A 21,097-nucleotide genomic window follows, 5' to 3' on the forward strand; every position below is an offset into this window, starting at 1 on the left:
GCGTGCGCCGGCGGCCTCGATCCGGTGCCGCGGTGCGGCACCGGGGCGCGGTGGGCTCGGTAGCGCGGCGCGGATGGAACTGCGGCAGCTGCGGTACTTCGTCGTACTCGCCGAGGAACTGCATTTCGGTCGCGCCGCCGGCCGCTTGTTCATCACCACGCCCACTCTGAGCCAGCAGCTGAAGGTACTGGAACGGGAGCTCGGTACGCCCCTGGTGCTGCGCGGCCGCCGGACCGAATTGACTCCGGCGGGAGCGGCACTGCTGGTATCGGGTCGTGCGGTGTTGCGCGCCGCCGACGAGGCGGTCCGGTCGGCCCGGCGAGCGGGCGGCGTCGACGATCCGCGCTTGCGTCTCGGGCTGGTCAACGGCGCACCGCCCTGGTTGCCCGCCCGGATCGGCGAACGGGCGCGGGCTGTGGTCCCGGGTGCCCGGACGGTCCTGACCAGCGGTACCACTACCGAGCAGGCCGAGTTGCTGGCCGCGGGCGCGGTGGATCTGGCTCTGCTACGGGCACCGGTCCAGCTGCCTGCCGCCTTCGTCCGGCGACCCGTGGCCGCCGAGGAACTCGGGATCCTGATGTCGGCCACCCATCCGCTGGCCGGCGCCTCGATCCTGACTCCGGACGAGCTGGATGGACACGAACTGATCCTCTTTCCCCGCGACGTGGCTCCCGGACTGCACGACAGGCTGCTCGACGAGCTCCGTGCGCGGGGCGTGCGGATGCGGCTCAGCGACAGTGTGCTCGGCCATGCCCAGATGGTTTCGGTGCTGCCGTCCCGGGACGATGTGGTGGGTGTGGGGTCGTTACGGGCACGGCGCCCGGGCTTGGTCTGGCGTGCTTTCCCCGGCGATCCGCTGATCGTCACCTATGTCGCGGCATGGCCGCGCGACAGCCGCCATCCGGTGCTGCGCGGTGTGCTCGAGACGCTGCCGGCGGGTGCGCTCACCGGACCTGCCGAACTCTGACCGCGCGCCATGGGCGGTGCGCAAAGCCCTCCCGGCAGCGACGTTCGCCGGAGCCGAACGGTTGTGTGCAACTACCACATGGACCGGGGATTCCGCCGGTGGTCGACTGGCACCATGACAGCAGATACGACGGCGACCGAACGGGTCGTCATCATCGGTGGCAGCTCCGGAATGGGTCTCGCGCTCGCCCGGGAACTCGTCGCTACGGGTGCCGAGGTGGTGATCGCCGGCCGGTCCGCCGCCCGGCTCGCGACGGCAGCGGCCACGCTGCCCGAAGGACCCGGTACGGTGCATACCCGGCAGGTCGACATCACCCGGGAAGCCGAGGTCGAGACGCTGTTCGCCGACCTCGGCCGGATCGACCACGCGATCGTCACCGCCGCCGATGTGCGGGGAATGTATGCGCCCATCCGGTCCTTCGAACCCATGGCGACCCGAGCCCTCGTCGATACGAAACTCTTCGGACCCGCGCTGGTCGCCAAGTACGCCGAGTTCGGTCCGAGGGGTTCGCTCGTACTGACCTCGGGTATCGCCGCCTATCGGCCGGGCCCGGGTTCGGCGATGGTCGCCGCCGTGAACGGCGGCGTGGCCTCGCTGGCCTATGCGCTGGCGCTCGAACTCGCACCGACCCGGGTCAACGTCATCTCGCCGGGTTGGGTGGATACCCCGATCTGGGAGTCGATCGGTGGTGGTGACCCGGGACAGCGACAGCGGGACATGGCGGCGCGGCTACCGGTGGGCCGTATCGGGCGGCCGGACGATATCGCGGCCGCGATCCTCGCCCTCATGCGCAATCCGTTCGTCACCGGCACCGTTCTGCACGCGGATGGCGGTCACCGCCTGGTCTGATGTTCCGTCACCCGGCGTGGACCGGTAGATCGGCCGTTTGTCGCGCGGTCAGCCGATGCCGGTCCGCAGAGCCGGCCGGTCGGGATGGTCCCAGCGCACGAAATATTCCGCTGCCTTGCTGTTTTCGCGATCGTGGGCGAGCAGTGCCGGTACGGTCCAGGCATCGTCGTCCGGGGTGCCGCGGGTGAGCGCGGCCGCGCTGAGGTCGAGGCGGACGGTGCGATCGAAGGGCAGGCCGCGACCCAGCAGCATGGGGCCCGCCACGAACAGCACGGTCCCGGGCAGCGCGGCGCGCCGACGGGCCCGCGCGGAGCGATCGGCGGCCTCGTCCCACAGCGCGGGTAGCCAGGTGCCGGTGTGGTGCACCGCATCGAGTACTTCGCGCCGCAGTGCCGCATAGTCGAACCAGCTCGAGCGATACGAGGTCTCGTCGCGGCCGAACTCCATCCGTAGCGAGGCGGGCCGGACGTAATCGTGCAGCGATACCGTTTCGGCGGGCCGTCCGTCCGCCCGCACTCGCTCGGCGGCGCGTCGGGCGAACCCGAGCGGGCCCGCCGCGTCGGCGCCGTCGACACCGACCACCCGGTACCCGTCCAGCGTCCGCAGGTCCCGGGTCACCAGTTCGGCGAGAGCGTCGGGGGTGGTCGGTGTGAAACGCGGCACCGAAACATCACAGCAGGTCCGGCCGGGCGGCCGGTGACGGGGATTACCCGTGACCGGATCGTGGAAAAACGGGGGCTCGGGATAATGTCGGCGGATGGCGACTATCGAAGAGGCACTGGAGATCGAACGCCTCGAGCGGGATATCTTCCGCGGCGCGTCCCCCAAGACCCAGCTGCCGCGTACGTTCGGCGGCCAGGTGGCGGGCCAGGCGCTGGTGGCGGCGGTGCGCACGGTGGAGCCGCGGTTCCAGGTCCATTCGCTGCACGGCTACTTCTTGCGGCCCGGCAATCCCGGGGCGCCCACCGTCTACCTGGTGGACCGGATCCGGGACGGTCGCTCCTTCTGCACCCGCCGCGTCACCGGGGTGCAGGACGGTGCCGCGATATTCACCATGTCGGCGTCCTTCCATATCGGGGACGAGGGCCCGTCGCATCAGGACGAGATGGCCGATGTGGAGCCGCCGAACGATCTTCCCGGTGCCGCGACCAGTATGGATCCCGAGCGGCTGTGGGCCATGCGGGAATGGGAGCACTGGGATATCCGTCCCGTGCCGCAAGAGCAGGTGACCAAGCGGCCCGGGGTCGTCTCCCCGCAGCAGGTGTGGTTCCGCTATCGGCATCCGCTGCCCGATGATCCGCTGTTCCATGTGTGCACGCTCGCCTATATGAGCGATATGACGCTGCTCGGCTCGTCCAAGGTCACCCATCCCGACGAGCCCACCCAGAACGCCTCGCTCGATCACGCGATGTGGTTCCTGCGCCCCTTCCGCACCGATGACTGGCTGCTCTACGACCAGTCGTCGCCGTCTGCCGGGTTCGGCCGGGCCCTGACCGGCGGGAAGATCTTCGATCGCGACGGCCGGCTGGTGGCCGCGGTGGTGCAGGAGGGCCTGATCCGGACACTGCGTTCCTAGCCGGGACGGTCTGCGGCCGCCGGGGGTCCGTCCGGAAGCGGCGTGACCCCGCGCACACCGGTCCGGCTCGTAAGCTCGCACACGTGAACGAGTCTGCGGTGTCCCCCGAAGTGGCGGCCGCACCGGATGCCGGTGCCGCGCCCGACCAGCCCACCATCGGCGTGCTGGCCCTGCAGGGCGATGTCCGGGAACATATCGCGGTGCTCGCCGACTGCGGTGCCCGCCCGGTTCTGGTCCGCCGCCCGGACGAACTGGCCGCCGTCGACGCGCTGGTCCTGCCCGGCGGGGAGTCCACGGCGATCAGCAAACTGCTCGAGATCTTCGAACTGCTCGAACCGGTGCGCGCCCGGCTGCGCGCCGGGATGCCGGCGTTCGGGTCCTGCGCCGGGATGATCTTGCTGGCGAGCGAGGTGCTCGACACCCGCGCCGATGCGAAACATCTCGACGGAATCGATATGACGGTGCGCCGCAACGCTTTCGGGCGTCAGGTCGACTCGTTCGAAACCGATATCGAATTCGCCGGGCTGCCCGGCGACCCGGTCCGGGCGGTATTCATCCGCGCGCCGTGGGTCGAACGGGCCGGTGACGGGGTGGAGGTGCTGGCCCGGGTGCCGAGCGGTCCGGCCGCCGGCCGGATCGTCGCCGTCCGGCAGGGCCGCGTGGTGGCCACGGCCTTCCACCCGGAAGTCACCGGTGATCACCGTGTGCACCGAATGTTCGTCGATCTGGTCCGTGGCGTAGCGTTGTCGAACGATACCGTGCCATCGACCTGAAGGAAGTAGGGAATGAGCGGCCACTCCAAATGGGCCACCACCAAGCACAAGAAGGCGGCGATCGATGCTAAGCGTGGCAAGCTCTTCGCCAAGCTGATCAAGAACATCGAGGTGGCGGCCCGGACCGGCGGTGGCGATCCGGAAGGCAACCCGACGCTGTTCGACGCCATCCAGAAGGCCAAGAAATCGTCGGTTCCCAACGACAATATCGAGCGGGCACGTAAACGCGGCGGCGGCGAGGAAGCCGGCGGCGCCGACTGGCAGACCATCATGTACGAGGGCTACGGCCCCAATGGTGTCGCCGTCCTGATCGAATGCCTCACCGACAACCGCAACCGGGCTGCCGGTGAGGTCCGCGTCGCCATGACCCGCAACGGCGGGAACATGGCCGATCCGGGATCGGTGTCCTACCTGTTCCACCGTAAGGGCATCGTCACCCTGGAGAAGAACGGTCTGTCCGAGGACGATGTGCTGATGGCGGTGCTGGACGCCGGCGCCGAGGAGGTCAACGACCTCGGTGAATCCTTCGAGATCATCAGCGAGCCCGGCGACCTGATCGAGGTACGGAAGGCGCTGCAGTCGTCCGATATCGACTACGACTCCGCCGAATCCGGTTTCCAGCCGTCGGTGAGCGTCGCGGTCGACGCGGACGGTGCCCGCAAGGTGTTCAAACTGGTCGACGCGCTGGAGGACAGCGACGACGTCCAGAACGTCTACACCAATGTCGACATCTCCGACGAGGTGCTGGCCGAACTGGACGCCGACTAACTGTACCGACCCGTGAGTGCGGTGTAGTGGCCCCGCAGGGCGGGGTAGTAGTCGTCGAAGTCGGGGCGTCGCGAATCGGTGCGTGACGCCCCGAGTGCGTCCAGGTAGTAATCCCGGCCGGGCCCGATCTCGGGCAGCTGTTCGGGCGAAACCAGGTGGTGGACGAAGATGAGCTCGGTCCGCCCCTCGTGTTCGGTGAGCGTGACCTCGAGATGCCGGCTGCCGTGCTCGTCGACGGCGCGCAGGGCGAGGTGACGTGGCGGCTCGCACGCGTCGACGGTGTATTCGCTCCACGGCTGCCCCTCTTCGTAGGACAACCGCACCCGTATCGTCCGGCCCGCTCCCGGTCCTGCCACGGCCCGACCAGCGGGCGGTGCGCTCGGATTCGGTGATACTGGCCCATACGGATGGGTGCGCGATAGGTCCGGGTGAGGACCAGATCGTGGGTAAAACGTAACCAGTTGGTTACGCTTCTGTCCAGAGGTCGACTCGGGTATGTCACGGATGACCGGCGGTAGTGCCGGGACATGCAGGTATCGATCGGGGGAGCGCGGGCGTGCCACCGGGGGGAGGGACGGCGGGCGGCGGCACAATGGCGGCATGGTCGCTGTGACTCTCGTGCACGGGGATATCACCGAGCAGCAGGTCGACGCGGTGGTCAATGCCGCCAACTCGGAGCTGCTCGGCGGCGGGGGTGTGGACGGTGCGATACACCGGCGCGGCGGACCCGCGATCCTGGCCGAATGCCGGCGGCTGCGGGAGACGGACTACCCCCGCGGACTGCCCACCGGGCAGGCGGTGGCGACCACGGCCGGTGACCTGCCGGCCCGGTGGGTCATCCATACGGTCGGCCCGGTGTGGTCGGCCCGCGGCGGCCGTGCGGCCCAGCTCGCCCCGCTGCTGGCCTCCTGCTATCGCGAATCACTGCGGGTCGCGGACGAACTGGGCGCGCGGACGGTCGCGTTCCCGGCGATCTCCACCGGTGTGTACCGCTGGCCGATGGAGGACGGGGCCCGGATCGCGATCGACACCGTCCACGCCACCGCGACCCGGGTCGAGGAAGTGCGGTTCGTGCTCTACGACGCCGCCGCGTACGACATCTTCGCAGCGCAGCTGGGTCGCTGAGCCCCCGGCGACCCGGGTCCGTGTCCCTGGCGCCCAGATACCCGGTCCTGCACTAGACTTCGAACAACTGTTCGTTCTGGGAAGGGATTCGTCGGTGCGGGTGATGGGCGTCGACCCCGGGCTCACCCGGTGTGGGGTGAGCATGGTCGAGGGGGGCGCAGGGCGCACCGTGCGGGCGATCGCGGTGGATGTGGTCCGCACACCGGCCGAGATGGACCTGGCCCGGCGACTGCTGCGGATCTCCGACGCCGCCGAGGAGTGGATGGAAACCCACCGTCCCGAGGTGGTGGCGATCGAGCGGGTGTTCGCGCAGCTCAATGTGCGCACCGCCATGGGCACCGCGCAGGCGGGCGGGGTCATCGCACTGGCGGCCGCGCGCCGCGATATCCCGGTCATGTTCCATACTCCCAGTGAGGTGAAGGCGGCCGTCACCGGTAACGGCGGTGCGGACAAGAAACAGGTGACCGCGATGGTCACCCGGATTCTCGGGCTCGCGACCCCGCCGAAACCGGCCGATGCCGCCGACGCGCTGGCGCTCGCCATCTGCCACTGCTGGCGGGCGCCGCTGCTGGAGCGGATGGCACGGGCCGAAGCCCTGGCCGAACGGGCCCGGCAGCAGTACACACAACGACTGGAACAGCAGCGGAAGGCGGTACGCGGGTGATCGCGTCCATACGCGGCGAAGTCCTCGAACTCGCCCTCGATCATGTGGTGCTGGAGGCGTCGGGCGTCGGATACCGGCTCAACGCCACCCCCGCGACCCTGGCCGGTCTCACCCGCGGTGCGGAGGCCACGCTGTTCACCGCGTTGATCGTGCGCGAGGACGCGATGACCCTCTACGGGTTCGCCGATACCGAGTCGCGCGAGCTGTTCGGTCTGTTGCAGACCGTGTCCGGGGTGGGTCCGCGGCTGGCCATGGCGGTGCTGGCGGTGCTGGAACCCGAGGCGCTGCGCAAGGCGCTGGCCGCGGGCGATATCGCCGCCCTCACCCGGGTGCCGGGCATCGGCAAGCGCGGGGCCGAGCGGATGGTCGTGGAACTTCGGGACAAGGTGAACCTGGTCCCCGTACCGGCGGACCGCGCGGCCGTTGTCGCGCCGGTATCCACGCCGGTCCGCGATCAGGTAGTGGAGGCGCTCACCGGCCTCGGGTTCCCGCTCAAACAGGCCGAGCCGGCCGTGGACGCGGTACTGGCCGAGAATCCCGACGCCGGTACATCGGCGGCATTGCGTGCCGCGCTCGGGACACTGGGCAGGAATCGTTAGGCCGTAATGGAATACGACGACGACCAGACCTCGCCGGAATCGCCGGTCAGTGCCGGCTATCTCGCCTCCGACGGTGATACCGACTCCGGACTGCGTCCTACATCGCTGGACGGTTTCATCGGTCAGCCGCGGGTGCGGGAACAACTCGCCCTGGTGCTGCGCGGCGCCCGGGCGCGGGGCGGTACACCCGACCACATCCTGCTGTCGGGTCCCCCGGGGCTGGGTAAGACGAGCCTGGCGATGATCATCGCCACCGAACTCGGCACCGCGTTGCGCATCACCTCCGGTCCGGCCCTGGAACGCGCGGGTGATCTGGCCGCCATGCTCAGCAACCTGGTCGCCGGGGACGTGCTGTTCATCGACGAGATCCACCGTATGGCCCGGCCCGCCGAGGAGATGCTCTATCTGGCGATGGAGGATTTCCGGGTCGACGTGGTGGTCGGCAAGGGACCGGGCGCGACCTCGATCCCGCTCGATATCGCGCCGTTCACCCTGGTGGGCGCCACCACCCGCTCGGGTGCGCTCACCGGCCCGCTCCGCGACCGGTTCGGTTTCACCGGCCATATGGACTTCTACGAGCCCGACGAGCTGCTGCTCATCCTGCAACGCTCCGCGCAGATCCTCGGCCTGGGCATCGATACCGATGCCGCCGCCGAGATCGCGGGCCGCTCCCGGGGGACGCCCCGGATCGCCAACCGGCTGTTGCGCCGGGTGCGCGACTACGCCGAGGTCCGGGCCGACGGCCTGATCACCCTGGCGGTCGCCCGGGCGGCGCTCGAGGTCTACGACGTCGACCCGATGGGCCTGGACCGGCTCGACCGCGCCGTGCTGGGCGCCCTGGTCCGGGGTTTCGGCGGGGGACCGGTGGGTGTGTCGACGCTGGCCGTGGCGGTCGGTGAGGAACCGGCCACGGTCGAGGAGGTGTGCGAACCGTTCCTGGTGCGGGCCGGGATGGTCGCACGGACCCCGCGCGGCCGGGTGGCGACCGCGGCCGCCTGGACACATCTGGGTCTCACGCCGCCCCCCGACCTGGCTTTCGGCGGGCTGGAGGTCCGGAGCCGGGAACCCCACCCGACACTCGATCTGTTCGAGTGAGGGGCGGCGCCCGCCGTCCGGTCAGAGACCGAATTCACGCCGCACCCGCTCCACGAAGGCATCCACCTGATCCGGGTGGTAGCCGCGCCCGAACACACCCGAGGGCGCCCGGAAACCGCGATTCAGGATCTCGCCGGTCAGCGGGACGCGGTTCTGCAGGGCGGCGGCCACGAGGTCCAGCAGTTCGTCGACATCCTGCTCCCGATAGCCCCGGCGTCCGAACGGCGCTCGCGCGAAAGTGATCTCGTGAACTTCCTCTGGGGTCATCCATCGATTATCCGTGGGGCCGGCCGTTGCCCGCCGGGTGTTCACCGGAGGGTGTGATGTGCCACCGGCCCACCCCCGGCGCCACCCGGACACCGCGTGTTCGGGCGTGCGGGTGTGGCGCGGATCCGAAGAACTGGCAGACTGTGTGCGTACCTGTCCCCCTCCCCACCCAGATCAGGAACTGACTTCGACCATGGATCTGCTGTTTCCGCTCATACTGGTCGCGCTGCTGGTGCCGATGTTCCTAGGCATGCGCCGCCAGAAGAAAGAGGCCGACAAAGTCGCCCAGATGCAGGACAGTCTGAAGGTCGGTGACCGGGTCACCACCACCTCGGGCCTGTACGGCACCGTGGTCGACGCCGACGACACCAGTGTCGATCTCGAGATCGCCGAGGATGTCGTGACCACCTGGCTGCGTGCGGCCGTCCGCGACGTGCGCGTCGACGATACCGACGACGAAACCGCTGGTGACAGCACTGTGGGCGCCGAGTCGACCGACTCCGCCGGCGCCCCCGCCGCGGCCGCCGCCGAGGAGACCCCGGCACAGACCGAAACCCGGCTGACCAAGGACTGATCACCACGGCCCGGCCACCGGAACCGGATATCCCGGGCAACCGGTGGTATAGGCATGTGCCGTGGCCGTTCCACCCAGAACTTCCGCCTAGGAGATGACGACCTGTGCCACCGTCCCAGGGATCGGCGCACCAATTCCGCTGGCTCGCCTTGTTCGGCGTGCTGGTGGCCGCGATCTACGCGCTGGTGTTCTTCACCGGTGACAAATCACCGACACCCAAACTCGGCATCGACCTGCAGGGTGGTACCCGGGTCACCCTGACCGCGCGAACGCCCGACGGGAACCGGCCCAGCAAGGACAGTCTCGCCAAGGCACAGGAGATCATCGAGAACCGGGTCAACGGTCTCGGTGTCTCCGGATCCGAGGTCGTGATCGACGGGGACAACCTGGTCATCACCGTCCCGGGCGAGGACAGCCAGCAGGCCCGCACCCTGGCGAGCACCGCCAAGCTGTACATCCGGCCGGTCCTGAACGCTGCGCCGGCGCCGAGCGCGCAGCAGCCGGCCCCGGGCGGCGCCACCCCGGCCCCTGGCCAGACCACCCCGGCGCCCGAGCCCGCTCCCGCACCGGCCGGCGCGGAGGGCGCGGTACCCGGTACCGGTGCGGAGGGCACCGCTCCCGATGCGGGCACCACGCCCGATACCGGCGCTCAGGACGGTACGGTTCCCGATACCGGCGCCACCGCACCGGCCGAGGAGACCCCCGCCGCCGCGCCCTTGCCGGAGAGCGAGGTCGATGTCCATCCGGCTCAGGCACCCGGTGAACCGCCCGCCGAACCTTCGGCGCCCGCCGAGACCACTCCGGCTCCCGCTCCGCAGGATCCGAACGCTTCGCCGGCCACTCCCGCCCAGGGAGCGCTGAGCCCGCAGGAACGGGCGCAGCAGGAGATCGAGATGGCCAAGGCCATCCGGCAGAGCACCGATCCCACCACCCAGCAGCTCGCCATGGCATCCCTGAACTGCACCGCCGCCGATCCGCTCGCCGGCAACGACGATCCGAACCTGCCGCTGGTCACCTGCTCCACCGACGGTAAAGAGGTGTTCCTGCTCGACAAGAGCCGGATCGACGGGCAGGAGATCGCCGACGCGACCTCCGGCTTGAACACCGAGCAGGCACGGCACGAGGTCAACCTCGAGTTCAAGGGCAGCGGTAGCGATGCCTGGGCCTCGCTCACCGGTGAGTACGTGCAGCAGCGGGTCGCCTTCGTCCTCGATTCGGAGGTGGTCAGCGCACCCGTGGTCCAGCAGGGCCCCCAGCTGGGCGGACGCACCTCGATCTCCGGTGATTTCAACGCGGCCAGCGCCAAGGAACTGGCGAACACGCTGAAGTACGGTTCGCTGCCGCTGTCGTTCCAGACCTCCGAAGCCGAGACGGTGTCGGCGACTCTCGGGCTGTCCTCGCTGAAGGCGGGCCTGCTCGCCGGGGCCGTCGGCCTGGTCGCGGTGCTGATCTACTGTCTGGTCTACTACCGCATGCTCGGATTCCTCACGGCATTGTCGCTGATCGGGTCCGGTTTCGCGGTGTACGGGATCATGGTTCTGCTCGGCCGCTGGATCGGGTTCACCCTGGACCTGGCCGGTATCGCCGGTTTGATCATCGGTATCGGTATGACCGCCGACTCGTTCGTCGTGTTCTTCGAACGCATCAAGGACGAGATGCGGGAGGGACGAAGTTTCCGGTCGGCGGTACCACGCGGCTGGCAGCGCGCGCGCAAGACCATCCTGTCCGGTAACGCCGTCAGCTTCATCGCGGCCGCCGTGTTGTACGCGCTGGCCGTCGGCCAGGTGCGCGGCTTCGCGTTCACGCTCGGTTTGACCACCATCCTCGACGTGGTGGTCGTGGTCCTGGTGACGGCACCCCTGGTCCACCTGGCCTCCCGGTCCACTTTCTGGGCCAAACCGTCGGTGAACGGGCTCGGTGCGATGCAGGAGCTCGCCCGGGAACGCAAGGCGGCCGAGGCCGCGGTCGGGAAGGCGTGACGATGAACAGCCCCGTGACGATGGACAAACCCGCCGCGCCGCGCCCCTCCGGCGCCCGGCACAGCTGGTTGAACCGCCTCTACACCGGCACCGGTGTACTCGATGTGGTCGGCAACCGCCGCCGCTGGTACCTGATCACCGCCGCGATCGTGCTGGTCTGCCTGCTCAGCATGGCGGTGCGCGGTTTCACCTTCGGTATCGATTTTGTCGGCGGCTCCCGTATCCAGCTGCCGGCCGGTGATGTCACCACCGAGCAGGTGGAGACGGTCTACAGCGACACCATCGGTTCGGCGCCCGAATCGGTGCAGACCGTGGGTACCGGCGCCGGCAAGACCATCCTGATCCGTTCGGAGACACTGGATGCCGAACAGCTCGGCGCCCTGCAGACCGCGCTGTTCGACCAGTTCCAGCCGCGCGACGACAGCGGGAACCCCAGCCGCAACGCCATCAGCGCCTCCGATGTCAGCGAGACCTGGGGCGGGCAGATCACCAGGCAGGCGCTGATCGCGCTGGCAGTGTTCCTGGTACTGGTCAGCGTCTACATCGGTATCCGCTACGAACGCGATATGGCCTTGGCGGCGCTGGCCGCCCTGGTCTTCGACATGCTGGTCACGGCCGGGGTGTATTCGCTGGTCGGCTTCGAGGTGACCCCCGCGATGGTGATCGGCATGCTCACCATCCTCGGGTTCTCGCTCTACGACTCGGTCGTCGTCTTCGACAAGGTCGAGGAGAATACCCGCGGGGTGCTGCACACGAGCCGGCGCACCTACGGGGAACAGGCGAACCTGGCCATCAACCAGACCCTGATGCGTTCCATCAACACCACCCTCATCGGCGCGCTGCCCATCATCGGCCTGATGGTGATCGCGGTGTGGATGCTGGGGGTCGGCACACTGCAGGATCTGGCGCTGGTGCAGCTCGTCGGCACCCTGGTCGGCGCCTACTCGTCGATCTTCTTCGCGACTCCGCTGCTGGTATCCATCAAGGAACGCTGGGGTCCGGTGGCGGCGCATACGAAGAAGGTGCACGCGCGGCGCGCGGCGCAGGCGAGCGGACGGCCCGTCCCCCGTGCCGACCGGCCCGCGGCGGCACCCGGCCGGCGCCCCGCGGGCGCACCCGAAGACCTGGATCAGCGCAACCCACGCAGGACCGGGCCCGGCGGGCCTCCGCCCGGCGCCCGCCCCACCGGAAAACGACAGAGGCGGCACTGACAGACGAGGGGTAGTTCGATGCGACACTCATCTCTGCGCCGGACGATCGCGCTGCTCGCGGCCACGGCCGCGGCGGCCGGACTGGCGGCCGGATGTTCCGGCAAGGACAAGGTGCCGTCGATCGGCTACGCCGTCGACACCACCGTCACCAGCTACAACGGCGGGACCACCGCCGGGGCGGCCGCGGCCCAGGCGGTGTTCGGCCGGGTGCTCACCGGCTTTTTCTACACCGGTCCCGACGGGCAGCCGATCGCCGATAGCGATACCGGGTCGGCCAAGGAGGTGCCGGGGGAGGCGCAGACCATCCAGTACCGGCTGAACCCCGCGGGTGTCTATTCCGACGGGGTCCCCACCTCATGCGACGACCTGGTGTTCACCTGGGCCGCACGCAGCGGCCGGTTTCCCGGGTTCGATTCGGCGAGCACGGCCGGCTACGAGGAGATCGAGCGGGTGGAGTGCCGGCCCGGGTCCAAGGACGGCACGGTGGTGTTCCGGCCGGGCCGTCGCTACTCGCCCTGGCGCACCCTGTTCGCCGCCGGTGAACTGATGCCCGCGCATGTGGCGTCCCAGGCCGCGAATGTGCCCGATATCGTCGCCGCCGTCCAGAACGACGACCGGCCCGCGCTGGACCGGCTGGCCCAGTTCTGGAACACCGGGTGGAATCTGGCGCCCGGTGATCTCGATATCACCGCGTTCCCGTCCTCCGGGCCGTACCGGATCGACTCGTTCGATCTCGACAACGGACTGGCCCTGGTGGCCAACGAACGATGGTGGGGTGATGCCCCCGCCACGGGCCGGATCGTGGTGTACCCGAAACCGGCCGATCTCGCCGCCCATATCGCGGACGGTTCGGTCTCGGTGGTCGATATCGGTACGGGCTCGCTGCCGGACCTGAACCTGGACGCATTCGCGGTCGAACAGCAGCCCAGCCGCGGGGTCGAGCAGTTGGTGCTCGGCACGGGTGGAGTTTTCGAAACCGATGCCGCGCGGCGCGCGTTCGCGCTGTGTGTGCCGCGCCAGGCGCTGTTCGACCAACTGGGCCGGGTAGCGGAGGCGCCGGAGACCGGACTGGGTTCGGGTCTCGCGGATTCGCGTACCGTGCAGCCGGATTCGCCATTCTACCCGGCGGTGACCGGCGCCGCCGATCCATTCGCCGGCGGTGATGTGGCCGGGGCGAAGTCCGCGCTCGCCGAGTCCGGGAAGAAGCAGCTCACCGTTCGTGTCGGCTACCTCGCCCCGGATGCCCGCCGCGCGCGCACCGTATCGATGATCGCCGACTCCTGCCGGCAGGCCGGGATCACCGTGGAGGACGCCGGCACCCCGGACTTCGGCACCGCGCAACTGGCCGGCGGCGCGGTGGACGCGGTTCTCGGCGGCCCCGGCGGACTGCCCGGTCCGGCCGGTTCGCTCGACGGTGTCGCCGCGGTGAGCGGACTGCGCAGCGGCAGTGGACTCAATGCCGGTCGGTTCCGCAGCGGCCGTTACGATGCGATCACGGATCAGCTTGCGGCCGAAGAGAACTCGGCAGATCAGCTGAATCTGCTCACCGAGGCGGAGAACCTGCTGTGGGCACAGCTGCCGAGCGTTCCGTTGTTCGCGACGCCGCGCACCATCGCCTTCGGCGGAGGGCTGCAGAACGCCGTCGCGGGGCCCACCCGGGCCGGGTCCGGCTGGAATATGGACCAATGGGTCCTGCAGCGCTGAGCTGCGCGGTAGCCGATCATGGAGGTGTCGATGAGCAAGCATGCGGCGGCCGAACCCGCGGACGTGGTGGCCGAGCGATCCGGTCAGGCCGCCGCGATGGTGCGCAGATACACCCGCTGGGCCGACGACTTCCCGGAGCCGGGGGTGCGATTCGCCGATCTCACCCCCGTTTTCGCCGATCCCCAGGGCTTCCGCACGGTGGTCGACTGTCTGGCCGCACTGGCGCCGGATGCCGATTTGGTGGCCGGGGTCGATGCCCGGGGCTTCCTCCTCGGCGCCGGAGTCGCCACGACACTGGGAACCGGTGTGCTGGCCGTCCGTAAGCGCGGCAAACTCCCACCGCCGGTGATCACGCGGGAGTATGAACTCGAATACGGTACGGCGGCGCTGGAGATTCCGGCCACCGGCGTGGCGCTGGCGGGTCGCCGCGTCCTGCTACTCGACGATGTCCTGGCGACCGGCGGCACGCTGGCCGCGGCAGCCGACCTGTTCGCCGATGCCGGGGCCGAGGTGGTGGCCGCCGCGGTCGTGCTGGAACTCGAGGCGCTGGGTGGCCGGGACCGGCAGGGCGAGTACCCGGTCACATCGATCGTCACCGTGTAAGCCATTCGACTCCCGAGCCGAACTGTGACCAGGTGCGTAATGTGCTGGCGTCCGTGGTGGCCGGCGCGTATCGTCGCCGGAGTCTTGTTTCCGAGGATCGGAGCTGCCGTTGCTCTCATGAGGTAGTCGCTCGTGCGGCCCGCGTTCTGCGCGTCGCCTCCGCATCGATACCTCCAGGGGCAGCCATGGCCGATATTTCTCTTTCCGATCTTTCGTTCACCTGGCCGGACGGGACTCCGGTGTTCGATGGGCTCGACGCGGTGCTCACCGCGGGCCATATCGGGCTCGTGGGAGCCAACGGCGCCGGGAAATCCACTCTGCTGCGGCTGGTCGCGCGCGATCTGCTGCCCGCTCGCGGGTCGATCACCGTGACCGGGGAGCTGGGCTATCTGCGCCAGGATCTCGGGCTCGCCGTCGGTCGACGCGTCGACGAGGTACTCGGTATCGCCGGGATCCGCGAAGCGTTGCATCGCATCGAGTCCGGGAGCGGCGCCGAGACCGATTTCGACATCGTCGGGGCGCAATGGGATATCGAAGAACGCGCGGTGGCGATGCTCGGCCGGCTGGGACTCGGCTACCTCGCCGACGGTGTACAGCAGCTGGACCGCCGCCTGGCGACGCTGTCCGGTGGCGAGACCGTACTGCTCGGTCTGGGCGCGCAACTGCTGACCGAACCGGATGTGCTGTTGCTCGACGAACCCACCAACAACCTCGACCGGGCCGCCCGCACCCGCCTCTACGAGGTGGTCGCACAGTTCGCCGGGACCGTCGTGGTGGTCGGCCACGACCGCGATCTGCTGGAGCGGATGGACACCATCCGACGCCGCCCCGCACGCCGCACCGGAACGGATCCGCGCCCGGCTCGCCCGCTTCCTGTTCCGCGGTGCCGCCGCCGATGTGCCCGCCGCCGCCCTGTCCGGTGGCGAGCGGCTGCGGGCCGCGCTGGCTGTTCTGCTGCTCGCCGAACCCGGGCCCGGCCTGCTGATACTGGACGAACCCACCAACAATCTCGACCTGGTGAGTCTCGGCCATCTCACGCAGGCGCTCGCCGCGTACCGGGGAGCGCTGCTGGTGGTGAGTCATGATCAGCGGTTCCTGGATGAGATCGGGGTCACCCGGCAATTGGAACTGACCCCGGCCGGTCTGGTGGAATGACCCCCGACCGCGCCGCCGGGGGAACGCCGGGGTGCGATCGGGCGTTCTCCCGGGTGGCCGGGGATATCGATCGATGTCGATGGTGTTGCGGCGGGGGTCTCCCACGGTGCTGTGGGGGTTAAAGTTGGTGGTCTGGAACGTTGCGGTGATCTGCCGCGGCACGGAGAGGTGGTGGCATGACTCAGCATCTGGGCGAGGCGAATGTCGAGCAGACGTCCGGTTCGCAGTCGAACGGTGCCGCCACCCCTGCCCCTGCCGCCGGTTCGCGCCCGGAGCCCGCGCTCGAACCCGACGGTGGCCGGTCCTCCGGCGCGGTACCGAGTTCGGCGTCGCGCCGGGTACGGGCCCGGCTGGCCCGCCGGATGACCGGTCAGCGCGGCATTCCGGCGGTCAAACCGGTGCTCGAGCCGCTGGCCACGGTGCACCGCGAGCTGTATCCGAAGGCCAATCTCACCCAGCTGCAGCGGGCGTTCGATGTGGCCGACGAGCGGCACGCGACCCAGTTCCGCAAATCCGGTGATCCTTACATCACCCACCCGCTGGCCGTCGCGAATATCCTGGCCGAGCTGGGGATGGACACCACCACCCTGGTCGCGGCCCTGCTGCACGACACCGTCGAGGACACCGGGTACTCGCTCGAACAGCTGACCGCGGATTTCGGTTCCGAGGTGGCCCACCTCGTCGACGGCGTCACCAAGCTGGACAAGGTGAACCTGGGCGCCGCGGCGGAGGCCGAGACCATCCGCAAGATGATCATCGCGATGGCGCGTGACCCGCGTGTCCTGGTGATCAAGGTCGCCGACCGGTTGCACAATATGCGGACCATGCGGTTCCTGCCCCCGGAGAAGCAGGCCAAGAAGGCGCGCGAAACCCTCGAGGTGATCGCGCCGCTGGCGCACCGGCTGGGTATGGCCACCGTGAAATGGGAACTGGAAGATCTCGCGTTCGCAATCCTGCATCCCAAGAAATACGACGAGATCGTCCGCTTGGTCGCCGACCGGGCGCCGTCACGTGACACCTATCTCGCGAAGGTGCGCGCGGAGATCGTCAACACCCTCGCGGCGTCCCGGATCCCGGCCACCGTCGAGGGCCGCCCCAAGCACTACTGGTCGATCTACCAGAAGATGATCGTGAAGGGGAAGGATTTCGACGATATCCACGACCTGGTGGGTATCCGGATCCTGTGCGACGAGGTGCGCGACTGCTACGCCGCCGTCGGTGTGGTGCATTCGCTGTGGCAGCCCATGGCCGGGCGGTTCAAGGACTACATCGCTCAGCCCCGCTACGGCGTCTACCAGTCGCTGCACACGACGGTGGTCGGCCCGGACGGTAAACCACTCGAGGTACAGATCCGCACCCACGATATGCACCGGACCGCCGAATTCGGGATCGCCGCGCACTGGCGCTACAAGGAGACCAAGGGCCGCCATTCCGGGGACGCCGCCGAGGTCGACGATATGGCCTGGATGCGGCAGCTGCTCGACTGGCAGCGGGAGGCCGCCGACCCGGCGGAGTTCCTGGAATCGCTGCGCTTCGACCTCAAGGCGCCCGAGATCTTCGTCTTCACCCCCAAGGGTGATGTGATCACGCTGCCGCAGAAGTCGACTCCGGTGGATTTCGCCTACGCGGTGCACACCGAGGTCGGGCACAAATGCATCGGTGCCCGGGTCAACGGGCGGCTGGTCGCGCTGGAACGCCAGCTGGAGAACGGTGAGGTCGTCGAGGTCTTCACCTCCAAGGCGCCCAATGCCGGGCCCAGCCGTGACTGGCAGACCTTCGTCGTCTCGCCACGCGCCAAGGCAAAGATCCGGCAGTGGTTCGCCAAGGAGCGTCGCGAAGAGGCACTGGAGAGCGGCAAGGAACAGATCAACAAGGAGGTCCGCCGCGTCGGACTGCCGCTGCAGCGGTTGATGAGCGTCGACGCCATGACCGCCGTCGCCCACGAACTGCACTACAGCGATATCTCCGCGCTCTACACCGCCGTCGGCGAACATCAGGTCTCCGCACACCACGTGGTGCAGCGGCTCATGGCCCAGCTGGGCGGAATCGGTGATGTCGAGAACGAACTCGCCGAACGGTCCACGCCGTCCACCACACCGTCGCGGCAGCGGCTCACCGGTGATGCCGGCGTACTGATCCCGGGTGCCGAGGGGACCGTCGCGAAGCTGGCCAAATGCTGCACTCCCGTACCGGGCGACGAGATCATGGGTTTCGTCACCCGCGGCGGGTCGGTGAGTGTGCACCGGGTCGACTGCACCAACGCCGATTCGCTGCGCGCCCAGTCCGAACGCATCATCGCGGTGGAGTGGGCGCCGTCGCCGCATTCGGTATTCCTGGTGGCCATCCAGATCGAGGCGCTGGACCGCACCCGGCTGCTCTCCGATGTCACCAAGGTGCTCGCCGACGAGAAGGTCAACATCCTGTCCGCGTCGGTGGCCACCCATGGCGACCGGGTGGCGATCAGTAAATTCACCTTCGAGATGGGTGATCCGAAGCATCTCGGGCATTTGCTGAATGTTGTCCGCAATGTCGAAGGTGTCTACGACGTGTACCGGGTGACTTCCGCCGCCTGAACGTCCCCTGCGTCGGCTGTGGTCGTCGTCTTCCCGGGTGCCACGGTGTCCGCCGTGGCCGTGTGTACGTGTGTGCCCGCTGTGGTGGTCCCGGCGGCCGAGCGGTGCGCAGGCGTCGGCCGGTGTTCCGGGTGTCCCTGTGGTGACCGCGTGGGTCTCCTGCGAAGTCCACTCTTCACCGAGACGGGAAGAGGGTGCCCCGGGAGGTGTTTCGGGGCCTTGGCAGCCCTTCCGCGGTTGCCGGAAGAATATAACGTTCGGGCTTCGGCGCGCCGCGTCACATACGGGTCGTGCTGGCGGGTCGCGTAAACTCTTCGGCGCGTCAGCGGTCATAGCTGGAATCTGTTACCGTTTACTGCGTTTCGTCGCGCTCGGTAACTGCGGTAGGACTGATTGCGGGTCGCTATGGCTGGATGCACAAGATTCTCGGGGATGCTGATCGCATTCACCGTCGCTGTGGCGACGGCGGCAGCGGGCACACTCGCCGCTCCCGCGTACGCTCAACCGCCGAATCCGGCGGGCCCCTCGACCGAACTCGCGGTGACGTCGTGTCCGGCACTGTACGCGTTGGGGGTCCAGGGCACCGGCGAATCCTCGCCGGATGCCGCCCCCACTACCGATACCGGCATGCTGTCCACCGTCTTCCGGCCGCTCATGGCCGCGGCGCCCGACCAGGGACTGGTCGAGCGTGCCTACGTGCCGTACGAGTCCAGCTTCGGCGGGGTCGACGGCGGTAGCGCCACACCGTATTCGGATTCGGTGAAGGGCGGCCTGATCCGGCTGCGCAGTATGGCGGGTTCGGTGGCGCAGCGCTGCCCGGAGACCCGCTTCGCGATCGTCGGGTATTCGCAGGGCGCGCATGTGGCCTCGGTCTTCGCGCAGGAGATCGGCCAGGGGCAGGGCGGCCTGCCCGCCGACAAGGTCGCCGCCGTCGCCTTGATCGGTGACCCGACCCGCAACGCCGGAGCCCCGCTGTTCCCCGGTGCGCCGGGCAAGGCCAACCCCGACCCCGCGCCCGGCACCGAGGGCACCGAGATCGGGCATATCGCGGCACTGAACCAGACCCCGGCCACCGGCGGCGGTATCGCGCCCGATCGGGATACCGCGGAGAATTTCGGTGCGCTCACCGGGCGTGTGGCCAGTTTCTGTGCCGCGGGCGATCTCGCCTGCGATGCCCCCGAGGGCGCGCCGATCCTCAAGGCGGTGGCCGGTGTCGTGGGGCAGATGAAGCTCAGCGGCGGCGATCCGATCGCCTCGCTCACCTCGATCGCGCAGGCCCTGGCGTTCACCTCGATCAAAACGGCCACCAAGGTGGTCAACGAGGACATCCAGGGCACCTCGCTGGCGACGCTGAACATCTCGCCGAAGAAGTCGATCTCCGAACGGCTGGCCGATGCCGCCGATCCACGGACCCCGCTGGATATTCCGGGCGCCATGCGAGCCCTGCTGAAAGTGGGCATGATCGGGCTGAACGCGGTGGTCACCGTGGTCCGTACGGTGTTGAACCCCACGGCGATCGCCGAACTGGCCACCGCCGGCCTGGCGAATCCCCCGGCGGCGCTGCTGATGCTGGGAGTCAAACTGCTGGGCGCCGTTCCGCAGCTCGTTCCCCCCACCACCGGTATCCGGTTGGTGAGTCAGGCCTTCGACGCGGTCGTCGACAACATCACCGACAACCATGCCCTGCTCGACACCACGACATGGGTGCGCTACTGGGACACCATCCAGCGGCACCAGGCCTATGGCAATGCGGCCATTTCGGCCACCGGTGAGGCGCCCACCCGCTTCATCGCCGACTGGTTCGCCGCCGCCGCGCGAGATCTCGCCGCGGTACACGGCAGCGGCAACGAACCCGTCGCGGAAAAGGCGATACCGCAGGTCCCGAGCATGCCGGACAGTGGAGTTCCCGCTCCGAACGGATTCTCAGGTGCCGATCCCGGCGCGTCGCCTGCGCCCGCTCCCTCCGGTACGGGACAATTCCCTTTTGGGACAGGAGTGAACAATGGTGCCCCGGAGGGTCCGGTGACCACCACTCCCACACCCCGTACAACCGAAACCGACTCGTTCTCCGTGAACTGATCGCCGAGAGGGATCGATGATGCCAGATCACGCGCCCGGCGCCACGGGAATGGGGGAATGTTGAAGTCCTACAAAAAGCTCGATCGATGGTACGGTCCGCTGGAGCCGGAGGGGACGCGCGACACGGATGTGCCGCCTCGCGCGCCGGAGCCCGGCGGCGAGGTCGTCCCGGGGGCCGACGACGGCCCCGCCAGGTACCCCGACTACATCGCCGAGGCCGGCAGCGCGACAGCCCGGCCCGATCCGGCGCCCGCCGAACTGTCCGGTCGCCGCACCGAATTCACCGGTGGCTGGTCGGACTGGGTGGACGCGCCCGGCGACGACCGGGACGCGGACCTGGTGCGTTTTCCCTGGGCCGACGACGAGGAGCTCACCGAACCGGCGCGGATCGGCCGTACCCCGGCCCGGCTCCGTGATATCGGGGCCGAGCCCGGCGCCCGCCGTCGCCGTACCGCCGGAGTCCTTCTCGCCGCTGTGATACTGCTCGGTATCGCCGCCGCCGTGGTCCTGTACGTGCTGGCGCCCGGCACCCCCGG

19 protein-coding genes and 2 pseudogenes are annotated in these 21,097 nt (G+C 69.0%); 18 read left to right on the forward strand and 3 right to left on the reverse strand.

Features of this window, described 5'->3' with window-relative positions; genetic code table 11:
* Positions 1-73: 73 nt before the first annotated feature.
* Together ACLML9_RS08345 and ACLML9_RS08350 are read left to right on the forward strand one after the other, a co-directional pair.
* Entirely contained in the window at positions 74-967 is an 894-nt protein-coding gene (locus ACLML9_RS08345; RefSeq protein WP_411944950.1) for a LysR substrate-binding domain-containing protein, read from the forward strand.
* Positions 968-1,081: 114 nt separating this feature from the next.
* The gene (locus tag ACLML9_RS08350) at positions 1,082-1,816 is read left to right on the forward strand and encodes an SDR family oxidoreductase (RefSeq protein ID WP_411944951.1); all 735 of its coding nucleotides are present in this window, start codon (positions 1,082-1,084) and stop codon (positions 1,814-1,816) included.
* A 48-nt stretch (positions 1,817-1,864) separates the two neighbouring features.
* On the opposite strand, the gene ACLML9_RS08355 is transcribed toward ACLML9_RS08350, so the two are convergent.
* Entirely contained in the window at positions 1,865-2,479 is a 615-nt protein-coding gene (locus tag ACLML9_RS08355; RefSeq protein ID WP_411944952.1) for a hypothetical protein, read from the reverse strand.
* A gap of 94 nt (positions 2,480-2,573) precedes the next feature.
* On the opposite strand from ACLML9_RS08355, the gene ACLML9_RS08360 reads away from it, so the two are divergent.
* The 3 genes from ACLML9_RS08360 to ACLML9_RS08370 all read left to right on the forward strand — a co-directional run bounded on the left by ACLML9_RS08360 (position 2,574) and on the right by ACLML9_RS08370 (position 4,933).
* Complete coding sequence (locus ACLML9_RS08360) at positions 2,574-3,392, forward strand: acyl-CoA thioesterase (protein WP_411944953.1); 819 nt, start codon at positions 2,574-2,576, stop codon at positions 3,390-3,392.
* Positions 3,393-3,502: 110 nt separating this feature from the next.
* Entirely contained in the window at positions 3,503-4,165 is a 663-nt protein-coding gene (gene pdxT, locus ACLML9_RS08365) for a pyridoxal 5'-phosphate synthase glutaminase subunit PdxT (RefSeq protein WP_411944969.1), read from the forward strand.
* 12 nt (positions 4,166-4,177) lie between these two features.
* Positions 4,178-4,933 (forward strand): YebC/PmpR family DNA-binding transcriptional regulator, encoded by a 756-nt coding sequence (locus ACLML9_RS08370; RefSeq protein WP_030521551.1) that lies wholly within the window; start codon positions 4,178-4,180, stop codon positions 4,931-4,933.
* On the opposite strand, the gene ACLML9_RS08375 is transcribed toward ACLML9_RS08370, so the two are convergent.
* The gene (locus ACLML9_RS08375) at positions 4,930-5,289 is read right to left on the reverse strand and encodes an SRPBCC domain-containing protein (RefSeq protein WP_411944954.1); all 360 of its coding nucleotides are present in this window, start codon (positions 5,287-5,289) and stop codon (positions 4,930-4,932) included. The genes ACLML9_RS08370 and ACLML9_RS08375 overlap by 4 nt on opposite strands.
* A 244-nt stretch (positions 5,290-5,533) precedes the next feature.
* Here ACLML9_RS08375 and ACLML9_RS08380 point away from each other — a divergent pair, with 244 nt between their 5' ends.
* From ACLML9_RS08380 to ruvB, 4 genes are all read left to right on the forward strand, one after another.
* A complete protein-coding gene (locus ACLML9_RS08380) occupies positions 5,534-6,058 on the forward strand; it encodes an O-acetyl-ADP-ribose deacetylase (RefSeq protein ID WP_411944955.1) in 525 nt (174 codons plus the stop codon).
* Between the two features lie 94 nt (positions 6,059-6,152).
* Positions 6,153-6,722 carry a crossover junction endodeoxyribonuclease RuvC gene (gene ruvC, locus ACLML9_RS08385; RefSeq protein ID WP_411944956.1) on the forward strand — a complete coding sequence of 190 codons (570 nt, stop codon included), beginning with the start codon at positions 6,153-6,155 and terminating at the stop codon, positions 6,720-6,722.
* Entirely contained in the window at positions 6,719-7,321 is a 603-nt protein-coding gene (gene ruvA, locus ACLML9_RS08390; RefSeq protein ID WP_411944957.1) for a Holliday junction branch migration protein RuvA, read from the forward strand. The genes ruvC and ruvA overlap by 4 nt, the downstream gene beginning before the upstream one ends.
* A gap of 6 nt (positions 7,322-7,327) precedes the next feature.
* Positions 7,328-8,416 carry a Holliday junction branch migration DNA helicase RuvB gene (gene ruvB, locus ACLML9_RS08395; protein WP_411944958.1) on the forward strand — a complete coding sequence of 363 codons (1,089 nt, stop codon included), beginning with the start codon at positions 7,328-7,330 and terminating at the stop codon, positions 8,414-8,416.
* Positions 8,417-8,437: 21 nt separating this feature from the next.
* On the opposite strand, the gene ACLML9_RS08400 is transcribed toward ruvB, so the two are convergent.
* Positions 8,438-8,683 (reverse strand): DivIVA domain-containing protein, encoded by a 246-nt coding sequence (locus tag ACLML9_RS08400; protein ID WP_356954736.1) that lies wholly within the window; start codon positions 8,681-8,683, stop codon positions 8,438-8,440.
* A gap of 193 nt (positions 8,684-8,876) precedes the next feature.
* Between ACLML9_RS08400 and yajC the strand changes: the two genes are divergently transcribed.
* From yajC to ACLML9_RS08445, 9 genes and pseudogenes are all read left to right on the forward strand, one after another.
* A complete protein-coding gene (yajC, locus tag ACLML9_RS08405; RefSeq protein ID WP_411944959.1) occupies positions 8,877-9,257 on the forward strand; it encodes a preprotein translocase subunit YajC in 381 nt (126 codons plus the stop codon).
* A 104-nt stretch (positions 9,258-9,361) separates the two neighbouring features.
* Positions 9,362-11,236, forward strand: coding sequence for a protein translocase subunit SecD (secD, locus tag ACLML9_RS08410; RefSeq protein ID WP_411944960.1), 1,875 nt, complete (start codon positions 9,362-9,364; stop codon positions 11,234-11,236).
* 2 nt (positions 11,237-11,238) lie between these two features.
* Positions 11,239-12,447, forward strand: a complete 1,209-nt coding sequence (gene secF, locus ACLML9_RS08415; RefSeq protein ID WP_411944961.1) for a protein translocase subunit SecF — start codon at positions 11,239-11,241, stop codon at positions 12,445-12,447.
* 18 nt (positions 12,448-12,465) lie between these two features.
* Positions 12,466-14,151, forward strand: coding sequence for an ABC transporter substrate-binding protein (locus ACLML9_RS08420; protein WP_411944962.1), 1,686 nt, complete (start codon positions 12,466-12,468; stop codon positions 14,149-14,151).
* Between the two features lie 96 nt (positions 14,152-14,247).
* A complete protein-coding gene (locus tag ACLML9_RS08425; RefSeq protein ID WP_411944970.1) occupies positions 14,248-14,754 on the forward strand; it encodes an adenine phosphoribosyltransferase in 507 nt (168 codons plus the stop codon).
* A 185-nt stretch (positions 14,755-14,939) separates the two neighbouring features.
* Positions 14,940-15,909: pseudogene (locus tag ACLML9_RS08430) on the forward strand (ATP-binding cassette domain-containing protein).
* A 176-nt stretch (positions 15,910-16,085) separates the two neighbouring features.
* Positions 16,086-18,482, forward strand: a complete 2,397-nt coding sequence (locus tag ACLML9_RS08435) for a RelA/SpoT family protein (RefSeq protein ID WP_411944963.1) — start codon at positions 16,086-16,088, stop codon at positions 18,480-18,482.
* Positions 18,483-18,914: 432 nt separating this feature from the next.
* Entirely contained in the window at positions 18,915-20,561 is a 1,647-nt protein-coding gene (locus tag ACLML9_RS08440) for a cutinase family protein (protein ID WP_411944964.1), read from the forward strand.
* A gap of 57 nt (positions 20,562-20,618) precedes the next feature.
* A pseudogene (locus tag ACLML9_RS08445) lies at positions 20,619-21,097 on the forward strand (hypothetical protein); the annotation flags it as partial.

Source organism: Nocardia sp. NPDC002869 (assembly GCF_046764065.1).
Taxonomy (GTDB): Bacteria; Actinomycetota; Actinomycetes; order Mycobacteriales; family Mycobacteriaceae; genus Nocardia; species Nocardia rhamnosiphila.